This window comes from Deinococcus aquatilis DSM 23025 (assembly GCF_000378445.1).
GTDB lineage: Bacteria > Deinococcota > Deinococci > Deinococcales > Deinococcaceae > Deinococcus > Deinococcus aquatilis.
Genome location: NZ_KB899748.1, coordinates 1 through 12,209, shown reverse-complemented (window position 1 = coordinate 12,209; position 12,209 = coordinate 1). Strand labels below are relative to the sequence as shown.

General features: G+C 62.5%; 10 protein-coding genes. 8 read left to right on the top strand and 2 right to left on the bottom strand.

Features of this window, described 5'->3' with window-relative positions:
• The first annotated feature begins 11 nt into the window (after positions 1-11).
• The 4 genes from F561_RS0120725 to F561_RS0120710 all read left to right on the top strand — a co-directional run bounded on the left by F561_RS0120725 (position 12) and on the right by F561_RS0120710 (position 5,747).
• Entirely contained in the window at positions 12-1,682 is a 1,671-nt protein-coding gene (locus F561_RS0120725; RefSeq protein ID WP_019011886.1) for an ABC transporter substrate-binding protein, read from the top strand.
• 69 nt (positions 1,683-1,751) lie between these two features.
• Complete coding sequence (locus tag F561_RS0120720) at positions 1,752-3,206, top strand: serine hydrolase domain-containing protein (protein WP_019011885.1); 1,455 nt, start codon at positions 1,752-1,754, stop codon at positions 3,204-3,206.
• Positions 3,203-4,846 (top strand): N-acyl-D-amino-acid deacylase family protein, encoded by a 1,644-nt coding sequence (locus F561_RS0120715; protein ID WP_019011884.1) that lies wholly within the window; start codon positions 3,203-3,205, stop codon positions 4,844-4,846. The genes F561_RS0120720 and F561_RS0120715 overlap by 4 nt, the downstream gene beginning before the upstream one ends.
• Before the next feature lie 46 nt (positions 4,847-4,892).
• Positions 4,893-5,747: a MurR/RpiR family transcriptional regulator gene (locus F561_RS0120710; protein WP_019011883.1), complete on the top strand. Its 855-nt coding sequence runs from the start codon at positions 4,893-4,895 to the stop codon at positions 5,745-5,747.
• A gap of 433 nt (positions 5,748-6,180) precedes the next feature.
• Here the strand turns inward: F561_RS0120710 and F561_RS0120705 are convergent, their stop codons facing one another.
• On the bottom strand, positions 6,181-7,695 hold the full coding sequence (locus tag F561_RS0120705) for a HEAT repeat domain-containing protein (RefSeq protein ID WP_157452062.1): 1,515 nt from the start codon (positions 7,693-7,695) through the stop codon (positions 6,181-6,183).
• A 213-nt stretch (positions 7,696-7,908) separates the two neighbouring features.
• A complete protein-coding gene (locus tag F561_RS26270; protein ID WP_019011881.1) occupies positions 7,909-8,685 on the bottom strand; it encodes an RNA ligase family protein in 777 nt (258 codons plus the stop codon).
• Between the two features lie 89 nt (positions 8,686-8,774).
• Here F561_RS26270 and F561_RS0120695 point away from each other — a divergent pair, with 89 nt between their 5' ends.
• The 4 genes from F561_RS0120695 to F561_RS0120680 all read left to right on the top strand — a co-directional run bounded on the left by F561_RS0120695 (position 8,775) and on the right by F561_RS0120680 (position 12,190).
• Positions 8,775-9,449 carry a hypothetical protein gene (locus F561_RS0120695; protein WP_019011880.1) on the top strand — a complete coding sequence of 225 codons (675 nt, stop codon included), beginning with the start codon at positions 8,775-8,777 and terminating at the stop codon, positions 9,447-9,449.
• The gene (locus F561_RS0120690) at positions 9,446-10,207 is read left to right on the top strand and encodes a nucleotidyl transferase AbiEii/AbiGii toxin family protein (RefSeq protein ID WP_157452061.1); all 762 of its coding nucleotides are present in this window, start codon (positions 9,446-9,448) and stop codon (positions 10,205-10,207) included. The genes F561_RS0120695 and F561_RS0120690 overlap by 4 nt, the downstream gene beginning before the upstream one ends.
• An 82-nt stretch (positions 10,208-10,289) precedes the next feature.
• Complete coding sequence (locus F561_RS0120685) at positions 10,290-10,964, top strand: hypothetical protein (protein ID WP_157452060.1); 675 nt, start codon at positions 10,290-10,292, stop codon at positions 10,962-10,964.
• Positions 10,965-11,344: 380 nt separating this feature from the next.
• A complete protein-coding gene (locus F561_RS0120680) occupies positions 11,345-12,190 on the top strand; it encodes a transposase (RefSeq protein ID WP_019010328.1) in 846 nt (281 codons plus the stop codon).
• Positions 12,191-12,209 lie beyond the last annotated feature (19 nt).

Sequence of the window (12,209 nt, the reverse complement as noted above, 5' to 3'; positions counted from 1 at the left end):
GAGGTCCACCCATGAAACGTTTCATCGTTCCTTTGACCCTGGCTCTCGCTTCAAGCGCTCTGGCGACGCCCAAAGACGCCCTGGTGTACCAGATCGCCTCGGCCACAGCCAGCGTGGAGCCTGCTCAGGCTGTCGCGACCTTCGACGTGTTGCCCGTCCAGCAGATGTTCGAGGGGTTGTACCTCGACAACTTCGGTAAGTACGAACCGCTGCTCGCCACCACCTTCACCCAGAGCAGGGACGGCAAGACCACTACTTTCACGCTGCGCAAAGGGGTCAAGTTTCACGACGGCTCGGCGATGACCTGCTCGGACGCCGAGTATTCGGTGCGCCGCACGCTGCTGGTCGGCAGTGAAACCTCACTGGCCGCACAGATTCGTGCCAACCTGCTGAGCATTCCCGGCTTCACGCCGGAGGTCAAGAAAACCTACACCTTCGCCAAGCTGTCGAACATGGTCAAGTGCAACGCGGCGGGGCAACTGGTCCTGACGCTGGACCGCAATGTGCCCAGCCTGCTGGATTCCATCGCGCAGGTGTACATCGTGCCGATGAAGACGCTGGTGGCGGGTGGCGACTGGAGCGGTACGGCCAGGGACTTCGGCGCGTTTCTGGGCGAGGACGTGTCCAACTCCGTGCTGGCACAAAAACCAGTCGGCACTGGGGCATACCAGTTCGTGGCCCGCGATCCCAGCCGCTTCGTGCTGAGGGGCTTCACTCAGTACTGGGGCGGCGCACCCGCACTGAAAAACGTGATTCTGCAAAAGGTGGACAGTGACACCGCCCGCGTGCTGGCCCTGCAAAAGGGCGACGCCGATATCGCTCTGATTCCTGACCGTGACACGCTGGGAAAACTCAAGGGAATTCCGGGCGTGAAAGTGTACGAGGATCTGCCGACCCGGAACCTGACCGGCGTGGTGCTCTTCAATCAGAACATCAAAGACGACAAGTTGCTGCCCGCCGGTCAACTGGCCGAGAACAACGTGCCTGTCAACTTCTTCAGCGACATTCACGTTCGTAGAGGCTTCGCGGCGCTCTTCGACACCAAGACCTACACCCGCGACGCCTTGCAGGGGTTCGGCCTGGCCCGCAACACCACCCTGCCCACCAACAACTGGGCCGAGGACAAGACCCTCAAACCCCCCGCTTACAACCTCAAGGCCGCCGAGGCCGAGTTGAAGCAGGCTTTTGGCGGCAAGCTGTGGACCACCGGCTTTACGGTGCCGCTGTCGACCTTCGGCGGCAGCGGGATCTCGCAGGTGGTGGCGGGGATCTTCAAGGAGAACATCGAGAAACTCAACCCCAGATTCCACGCGAGCGTCAGCACCCTGGAACTGAGCGCCGCCAACGCCTCGCTGCTGGGGGGCAAGTTGGCGTTCAGCGCCCTGACCTGGGGCGGCGCGGACCCGGATACCAACCTGCGCGGCCTGTACAGCTCCGGCGGCATCCTCGCTGCGGCCACCAACATCAAAGATCCCCGAATGGAGAAGATGCTGGACACCGCCCGTGACGCCGTGGGCCAGAACGCCCGCAAGCCGCTCTACAAGTCGCTGCTGACCTACCTGAACGAGCAGACATACGCCTTCCCGCTGCCGCAGCCGCTGATCTTCGCCGCCACCTCCTCGACGCTGAAGGGCTACGAGAACTTCAACAGGACCAACCTCCTCCGCGTGCTGAGCAAGTAGACGTTTCAGCCCACAGATGCGCTGCCTGACGTGCGCCCGCCTACCTTTTCCCCATTCAAGGAGAACCGCATGACCGACACAACAAGTACCACCAAACTTGCCGCCGCCTTCGAGCAGGAGGCCAAGCGCCTGCTGGAGGAGTACAAGATTCCCGGCGTCACGCTGGGCCTGCTGACGCCGGACGGCGATCACTTCGTCAACCTGGGCGTGACCAGTCTGGAAAACCCGCTGCCGATCGATTCCGACACCATCTTTCAGATCGGCAGCACCACCAAGACCATCACCTCGCTGACCTGCTCGGTGCTGGTGGCGCAGGGCAAGCTGGATCTGGACGTGCCGGTGCGGACCTACCTGCCGGAGTTCAAGCTCAAAGATGAGTCGGTCGCCTCGCTTCTCACTGTCCGTGATGTCCTGACCCATCAGGGCGGGTTTCAGGGTGATCTGTTCGAGGACACGGGTGAGGGCGACGACGCGGTGGCCAAGGTGCTGAACATTCTGGCCGAGTCGCCGCAGGTGGTGCCGCTCCGGGGCCACTGGAGCTACAACAATGCCGGGTTCTACGTGGCTGGCCGGGTCATCGAGACGATCACGGGCAAGACGTTCGAAGCGGCCGTGACCGAACTGGTCCTGAAGCCGCTGGGAATGGACCACACCCTGTTTTTTCCCGGCGAGATCATGACCTACCGCTTTGCCACCGGACACAACAAGATCAACGGGGAGATGGTCACCCAGCGCCCCTGGATGATGATGCGCTCGTCCGCTCCGGCAGGAAGCAGCTGCTCGTCTACAGTCAGCGATATGGCGAAGTACGCCCACTACATCATGTCGGGAACGATGCCGGAACCCGCCGTGTCCACCCCCGAGGCGTCCGGCGATCAACAGGAAGGGGCCGAACCCCCCACGCTGAGCGGTCTGGAACGCACGCATCTGTGGAATCCGGTCCGGTCCGTCGGCGTCGGCATCAATTCATTTCCGGGCGAGGAAGGCCAGGTGGGTCAGAGCTGGTTCATCGACCAGCACCCCGGAGCCCTGATCATCAGTCACGGCGGCACCACGATCGGCCACCAGTCCGACTTCTGGGTCTCGCCGGACCGCAAAGTGGGCTTTATCGCCATGGCCAATGCCAGCAACGGACACGCCTACAACCGCCAGCTCAGCGACTGGGTCAAGCGCGAGCTGCTGGGCCTGACCAAACCGGAGCGTGAGGAGGTCAAGCTGGACGTGGAGACCCTTGAAGCCTTCGCGGGAACCTACGACATTGTGGGTCAGCCGCACAAGATCGAGGCCAACGTCGAGGACGGCAAAGTTAAGCTGGTCATCCCCAATACCACGGCGGGCGGCACCGAGACCCTCTCGCTGCGTTTCATCGCTCCAGAGTGTGCCGTCGTGGTGGGCGGGGACGCGGACGGACTGGGCGTGGAGTTCCTGACCAGCGGCGGCGAGGTGGACTTCCTGCGCTTTGGTGCCCGGCTCTACCCGCGTGAACGTGCTGGCACGGCCAGTCTGCCGGTCGACGCCCTGTGAGCGGGGGGGTCTGGATCAGGGGCGGCACGCTGATCGACGGCACGGGCGCACCCGGACGGACCGCCGACCTGCTGATTCAGCACGACCGGATCGTCCGTATCAGCGACCCCGGTTCGGACGTGCCGGACGGGGCCGAGGTGATCGACGCCTCCGGAATGGTGGTGGCCCCCGGCTTTATCGACGTGATGAGTCACTCGGTGGCGAGCCTGCTGGCAGACGGCCTGAGCGTGGGCAAGGTCACGCAGGGCGTCACCACCGAGATCATGGGTGAGGGATGGACCCCGGCCCCGGCCGTGGCAGGCGAGGCCCATGCCTTTCCTGTTCACGGGCTTCCCGGCGGTGATGAACGCTGGATCCAGCGGGCCAAGGGCTGGTCCCGCTTTGGCGACTGGATGGCTGCACAGGAGGAGGTGGGGGCCGCCGTCAACTTCGGTTCTTTTCTGGGCGGGACCACGGTCAGGATGATCGGCAAGGGGCATGCGGCAGGGGAGAGCGGACCCGAAGAACTGGCGGAGATGCGCCGCGTCACCCGCGAGGCGATGGAAGACGGTGCCTACGGCGTGGCGACGGCGCTGATCTATCCGCCCGGCAGCTACGCCAGCACCGACGAACTGGTGGCCGTGTGCGAGGAGGTCGGGCGTGCTGGCGGCATCTACATCACGCATATGCGCTCCGAGGGCGCGGCGATCCTGGACGGCTTTGCCGAGGCGCTGGAGATCGCGCAGCGGAGTGGGGCGCGGCTACATCTCTACCATCTCAAGGCGGCGGGGGGTCCCTCCTGGCCGAAGATGGCTCCCCTGATCGAGCGCGTCAATACTGAGCGGGCGGCGGGCAAGGACATCCATGCCGATATGTACCTGTACACGGCAGGCGGCACGGGTCTGGCTGCCTCTTGCCCCCCGTGGGCCAGTGAGGACAACAAACTCAAGGAGCGGCTGCGCGACCCTGAAACCCGCGCAACCATCCGGGCGGCCATGCTGGAGCCGGACGGCAGTTGGGAACCGCTGGGGAACCTGGCCGGGCCGGAAGGGGTATTTCCGGTGGGCCTGACCCTGCCCGAACACGCCGAATACCTGGGTAAATCATTGGCCGAAATTGCCCAGCTCCGGCGCCAGGACTGGATCGACACGGTGCTCGACCTGATTGCGAGTGAGCCGGGCGGCATCGGCACCATGTACCACCTGATGACTGAGGACAATATTCAGCGTCAGCTTCAGGAACCGTGGGTGATGCTCGGCTCCGATGCGGCGGGCTACGATCCCGGCGAACAGAAGGGCGGTTTTACGGGTGGGCACCCCCGTGCACTGGGCAACTTCACCCGGCTGCTGGGCCACTATGTCCGCGAGTTGGGCCTGCTGACGCTGGAAGAGGGCGTGCGCCGTATGACCAGCCTGCCCGCCGCCCATCTGCGCCTGACGGACCGGGGCGAACTGCGTGCGGGTGCCTACGCCGACGTCGTGATCTTTGACCCACAGAGCATCAGCGACCGGGCCACCTACGCCGAGTCAAACAGGCTGTCTGTGGGCGTGCGCGATGTCTGGGTCAACGGGACGCAGACGCTCAGGAGCGGTAAACATACGGGAGCCTTGCCGGGGAAGCGGCTGTATGGACCGGGAGCAGGCCGCTCTGCGGCACCGTAACTGGCTGGCAGTCTGTGAACGCCAGAGCGCATAGACTGGGGACAGCATGACCACGGCCCCTGCACCATCCCCCGAGATCTCCTCACCCGCAGTGGCAGACCTGTTGCGCTCCGGCCTGGAGGGGTTCGGACTGCGAGATCAGCAGATCGCCCGCTATTTTATCGACCACGCTGAGGAGATTCCCTTTCTCAGCGCTGGAGAAATCGCGGAGACGCTGGGGGTCAGCGGCGCGGCCATTACCCGGTTCGCCCAGCGGGTCGGATTCGAGGGGTATCCCCACCTGCAACGGGTGATTCGCCAGGATTTGCGTGCCACCCTGGGCATGAAGCAGCCGGGAGGACAGGACAGCGTGGTGGCCCGCTTCTGGGCCAGCGAGCGGGCGAACCTGGAAGGGCTTCAGAACATTCCAGAAGCCAGACTGCTGGCCTTCGCCCGGTCCATCGCCGCCGCACAGCAGGTCTGGGTTCTGGGCGCACGCTCCTCATACGGCATCTCGCTGTTGGTCGAAACCATCCTGGCATCGCTCCGCCCACGGGTGCGTGCCTACTCCGCCGATCTGTTGCTCAGCCGTCCCGAGCAGCTGTTGGAAGTCACCCCAGACGACGTGGTGGTCGTGTTTACCCTGCGGCGCTACAGCCGCGCGACCACCCGGATGACTCACGCCCTACACAAACAGGGCGTCCAGGTTCTGCTGATCACCGACCAAGGGGCGTCCCCCCTGAGTAAGATCGCCCACCAGTGTCTGCAACTGCCGACGCAGGGGACGGATGTGCTGGCGTCCCTGGCACCGTTTATCAGCGTCAGCACGCTCCTGGCCGCATTGGTGGCCCATGAGTTGGAGGGCGGACATCTCAAGCAGGCAGAAGCCCTGAATGCCGAATTCGGCGTGTACGAATACTGAGCCTGCCCTGCTGCTGGAAGGATCGAGAGCTTGACACCGAGTGACAGTCTAGGGTCTTGAGCACGGCGTCCACAGCGGGGCGGCCATGCTTCTCGGGGCAGAGGCTGGTGGTGGAACAGGTCACCACCAGGGCTTGGCACTGCTGATCGACTACAGCAGCGACGTCCAGCATGCGGAGGTTGGTGTAGGTGGTCTTGAGGACTCGGGCAACCGCGCCGAATACCACGTCATCATCGACTGCTGGCGGCGTCTCCACGCCCCCGCAGTGACCGGGCTGGCTGCCAGCAGCAGGAACGCGGCAGGGGGTGCAGGGGACAGAGGCGCATGTGCCGTGAGCTTAAACGCCCACCGACCGTGTGATGGCCTCACATCATGCAGCATCGCCAATGGCTCTGGACCCCAACGTCTTGGTGCAGCGCCTGAACCTTCACTGTCAACCCTTATTCGCGATGACTTGCAGGGCTGCTCTCACGCCGCTGTTCAGGTTCTCCTCTCTCAAAAAGCGTTGGAGCCGTTCGTGCTGCAACCCACTGGGCCGAAGAGAGAATCGCGTGCCGTACCCCGTGAGCAAGGACATCAGTCGCTCGTCTACCTTCCCTTGCTGATCAGCAGCCAGGCTGGGCCGCCAAGTCAGCAGCACCTCCACAGCATCGAAGCGTGGCAAGTTCATTGCGAGGCGCAGCAACCGCCGCCGTGAACCAGCGTCCGGTGCCCGACCCCACAGGAGGTTCAGACGATCTCGCGTGATGAGTTTGGCGGCCACCAGCACCGCCGCTGCTGTCCGGGCTTCTGGGCTGGTGCGGAACAGGGCTGACTCGAACACTTCCACATGGTTTTGAGGCGACAACCGACCCAACGCGCGAAGAGCTTCCAGCCGCACGCGGGCATTGGGATGAGCCAGAAGAGGTTCGAGTCGGCGGGCAGCGCCCACTTCCCCCACCTCAGAGAGGCCCGCGACCCAGCCTGCCAGAGCAGAGGTTGCCAGCTGCTGTTCATCCTCAGTCAGATAAACAGCAGAAACATCGGTGCCCCGCTGACGCAGGGTGTACTGCGCCAGAGAACGGATGCCACTGCGGGTATCAAAGAGCGCTCTGAAGAGGAAGCCCGGCGTTTGATCTCCTGGCGTCGCTGCAATAAGGCGACCCAGGGCGGTGTGCCGGACTCCCACGTCACCGTCAGCCAGGAGGGCAGGCAAACGGCTGAGGGCAGCCAGCTGGGCAAACCGGCGACGCAGAGGCGCGTGTGGATCTCGACTGAAAACATCCAGCCACTCGGTGCGATCCGGTTCGGCCAGTCCCTCGACGACGCGCAGCACCCCGAGGCGCGTCTCCCGGTCTGCTGAGGGCAATACGGCCCTCATAGCGTCTAACCCAACCTCCGTGCGTAGTAAGGCGCGTGCTTCCGCCACCAGTGGCCGGAGATCCGCACGTTCCACGTGTTCCAGACGATCGACCAAGGCGAGGTGCTGTGCCCAGTGGGAGATAAATGGCCCATTCAACCGCTGCTCTAGAGCGCGGGCCGCCGCCTCCCGAACAGGGGCCACCCAATCGTTGGCCCGGATCAACAGGACACCTGTAGACAGGGGGCCTTCGTTCTTTGCCAAGAGACGCACCGCTGCTTCCCGCAAGTAGCCATCGGGACTGAAAGCCAGGGCCGTGAGGATGCCAGGCATGGATTTCAGTCCCTCTGCATGCTGTTCCAGCCAGGGACGCCAGCGCGGCGTTCCCCTCATGCTCGAGTCATGCGTCCAAGTCCAGAGACCGCCAGACCCTCCCCAGTCGGAGTAAAACGCTTGCTGCCACAGCGCCTCCAGGCGAACCCACCCGGAAGACGGGACTGCTTCAAGGAACGCTTGCAACTGGGCCGCGCCCTCGACGTCAGGCTGCGTCTGTGGGATGGCCTGATCCAGCAGGAGCCGCAACTGAACCGCAGAAGGAAGGATGAACACCCCGCCACCCTACAGGCCCACTACTCAAGGGGGGAGTGGATTGATCAGTGTCGAACGTGGGGCAAAGCTTGAAGGAGACCCCTATTGATCAAAGCAGTGGGCGAACCCCGAGAGATTCGCCCACTGGACGTAGTTCGCCAACTGTTGCCTCGCACATCGAGCGAGGTGCAGGAATTGCACCTGCCAACAGGCCCACGTCACGCCTGAATGCCGTTATAGCACTGTATGACGGCCAAGGTTGCTCAAAACTGGAAAGTCAGGCAAACCCAGGCTGTGACTCAACCGTGCCAGCAGTTCAGCATCCTCCGAGCGCAATTGATTCGGCAACACGGCTTCGTCCGCTTCAAAATACAGGCCCGTCTGGTAGCCCGGGCGGACCCATTTGGCTAAGAAGCTGACCTGCCCTCCACGCTCCACCCGGTAAACCACGCCTTCTGGTGGTCCAAGAGCGCCGTGACTACCTTCTCCAAGCGTCTGGAACAGGGCAGAAGGATCAGTCGCGTGAGCCGCATGCAACTGAGGTGTGACCAACGAAGATCCCACGCGGCGCATGAGTTCTGACCAAGGCAATCGGTCTTTCCCCTGCATCAGATCAAAGGCCACAAAGGGTTCGTGGGCCAGCCGGTACCGGGTCCCGTGGGCGAACAGCAGCCATTCTCCGATGACCCGCTCGCCGGGCTGAAGGAGATTCAGGAAGCGCTCGGCATGGTGTTCCACCCAGGCGTCGAACAACTGGGCCTGAGGTCTGCGGCTCGACCTGGCCCGGTAACCCGCACGGGTGAGCGCCACGATCTCATCGCCGCAGCGGGCCACCGCCAGATTGCTGCCGTCCAGTTTTTCGTGCACCCAGACCTGATCGCCCGGCAATGTGTCTCTCGTGGCCCGACGCGCTTCCCGTTCGGAAATGGTGCGGTCTGCCGGGGTCAGGTGGCTGCCCGGCAGGTGAGGAATCCGGCCGTAAGTCTTCATGCCGAGGGGACGCTGCGTCATCGCTGAGGCTGATCATGACAGCTTGAGGCGACCCCTGCCCTACGCCATTTGAGTCTGGACGACCTCGCAAAGCGCCCTATGCTGGTCAGATGTTTGTGTCTTGTTTCGTCACCCTCGGCCAACGTTGTACCGCCCCTGTGCGGCTGGAGGGTGACGCCTTCGAAGTGCACGTGACCACCGTCCCGCTGGAACCAGACCGGCTCCAGGCATACCGGGCGGCCTGCTGGGAACTGGGGGTCAAGGCGCTGGTGATCGAACTCGCCCCTGGCGTGCCCGTGCAGCCGATGACCTGCCTGCGTGTTCGGGGAACCCCGGAGACCGCGCTGCAAGCCGCCCGAGACTTGGGAGCGGCCCTGGAAGCTCAGGGCTTTCCCACCCAACGCATCAAGATCGAGGCGGCTCCGTGGAATGTCGGAGTGCCGGTTTCTGCAGAGGACGCCGCCCAAGAACCGGCAGGACGGTACTTCGAGTTTCACGCCAGACTGGTGACCTGTGCGGACGCCGACCTGTCGGAGCTGGCGCGGCTGTGTGAGATTCAAGGCGCACACCTCTCCCGGAACCCCCTCAAAACGCGGCCAGATGGGCAACAAGAGCGGTTCATCACCTTGCGCGTGGGGGCAACGGGGCGGACGGAAGCAGAGGGACAGGCCGCCGTCCTGACCCGCCACCTCGAAGAGGGGGGCTGGACGGTGGAAGACACCGTCATGGAATACTGCCTCTACGACGATCACCGCGCTCTCGACGCGGCCTGGGAAGCGCCGTGAGCGGGCCTTCAGAAGTCCTTCAACCGTTCCTGCGGGGCTGGTTGCGACGGGCGGGACAGCATCCGGCGACCTCAGATTGGGTGCTGCGCGGCAGCCTGGTCACCCGCGCCCTGTGCGGGCAAGGGCGCGTGCCTGCCGATGTGGATTACCTGGTGTCCGGCGAGTATCAACCTGACACCTTGGCTGCCCTGATTGCTGAAGTGGCGCAGCTTCCAGACCACAGCACGCGGCTGACCTTGACCCGCACCGAAGCCATCTGGGCCGAGACCCCCTTCCCCGGCCTGCGGGCCTTTCTGGTGGGTCAAGACCACGAGCACGAGCAGACCTTTCAGGTGGATTTCTCGTTTGGTGATCCGATGGTTCAGGCTCCGGTAGCGTTGCTGATGCCGGAGGTCGGCTCCGTCCAAGCCTGTCCCGCCGAGACCCTATGGGCCTGGAAACTCCACGGTTTGGTAGAATTCGGCCCCGGAAAGTGGCGAGGCAAGGATCTGTACGACCTGTATCTGCTGCAAACCCACGTAAAACTTGACCACAACGCCTTACCCGAGGTGGCGACGTTGGCCTTCTCCAGCCGCGAGACACCCTTGGGAGACTTGGACGAATTGCTGACCCGAGAGAGTTGGGGATGCTCGGTGTCCAATGGGCGGAAATGGCGCACCTTCCAGCGCCGCGCCGGGGTCGATGCTGAGTTTTTGGAAGTCCGGAATGCGGTACGGATGCTGGTGAACGACGTGATGAACAACACCCAGACCGCCTGATGCCGGGCAGCCCCACTACACTGCCCGCTATGGCCCATCCGTACCACCACGCCGTCAGTTCCAGCAAAACCTTGAACAGCTGTTGAAGCGCCGTCAAGTGCCCATTGGAATGTATGCGGTGAGCATCTGGCGGCGAGGGCTTGTGGCCGGTGCAGGTTTGCTGTTGGCTGGAGGAGCATATATGGGCATGACGTCACTGCAACACACCCATCAGCAGGCTCCTATGCAGGTGGCTGAGGCCTTCACCACTGCGGTAATTCGCAATGATGTCAATGGGATGGGAGTCTTGCTGGGGGTAGACCCGAAACAGGGCAGTCCAATGGAGCAGACCTTTGGAAAAGTGCTGGGTGGATTGTTGGAGGACTACGCGGACGACCAAGCCCAGAACCCCAAAGATTATCGGTGGGAGATTCGAGAGCAGCAAGTCAAAGCTGGGGTGGCCCGGTTGCAGATTGATCTTTACGTTCCCAATTATGCGGCACAGGCTGAAAAGGTCTCCGAGTTATTGGGGTACACCACGGATGCCGAAGGGACACTGGTTGGGCCTGAAGAATTGGCGATGGATGTCACTGAAGCCAGACGCCTGGCCAACGAAGACCCAGCCATCAAGCCCCTGCATTACCGGGTTCCCTTGAGGCTCATTCAGCAGAATGGAAAGTGGGTCGTGGACGCGAGGGGGAAGACCAATGACGCGCTCGTTTCAGTGATCCGTCGCAGCGATACCCTGACCGACAACGAAGAGTATTTGGTCAAGTAGGCTCGGTACAGGAGAGACGGATGAGACAGATCATTTCCAATAAGGCCAACCCGGAATGAGCATGATCTACCAATTGAATCACGACCTCAATCACATCACTGAGTCCGGCGTGTACGACGCCGAGATCATTCCCTTTCCTGACAGCAGGAGCGCCACCTTTTTAAATCCAACCTTGGATTACGGAGCTATCGTGCTCAGTCGAATTGACCTGTGTGGCGACGTCGCTTTTCTTCGGGGGCGTGATTACCCCTACCTTGGCACAGGCCTGCCACTCATGTCCAAGCGTCTCCTGCTCACCTTGCTCTCAGCAGGTAAGTTTCCTTATCAACCTCGGGTGCTAGGGGGTAGCTCAGGGGAGCTGAGAAAGCGGAAGCTCCGGTATGGCTACCAAAGAACTTCCGCTTGCCCAGAATACCGTTGAAGACCTGTTCACCCTCATTTACGTCTACGTGGATGATTATGTGCAAGCCGCTGCGTGCAGCGGCTTATTTGTGCTCCCCCACGAACCGAATCAGAAGGGGAGTTACAGCGAACTGATGACCATCGCACTGGTCGGGGAATTGCTCGGTGAGGTGTCCGGGCAGAAATGGTTGGCTCAAGTGCGTTCGACGTATCGGGCGCTGTTTCCATGCTTACCGGATCGCAGTCGATACCTGCGCATCCAGTTGAATTTGGAAACTATTTACGCCGACCTTGCGCTGAGACTGCCCCACTTCGACGACGACACCGTGTACGTCATTGACAGCAAACCGCTTGTCCACTGCAAGGGGACGCGCTACGCGCGACCCCGAGCCATGAGTGAGGCAGGCAGTGGACGCGGTGGGCATGGGGGTTACGGTGTCAAAGGTCGATTCTATGGGTTCAAGCTGCATGCCATCATTGACGATCATGGCATGATCGTTCGCTTTGCTCTGGCTGCTGGAAATGAGAGCGATCCACCCCTCGCGCGTGCCCTCCTGAACGCAGGCGAAGGTGCCTTGGTGCTCGGTGATCGGGGCTATCAAGGCTGTGGCGTCTACGCGCAACCCAAGAGCAACATGAAGCAACCGCGCCCCTGGTGGGGCGCCATGCGATGGGTCAGAAAGACCATTGAGGCGGTTTTTTCTCGACTGGATCGTTCATTTCAGTTGATGCTGCCGCAGCTCAATTCCTTCCGATCTATTCGCGCTCATGTCTGCCGAAAAATTGCCGCTCACAATTTGGCCTTGTTCTTTGGCGGCCTTTGATCCCCTAGCACCCGAGGTT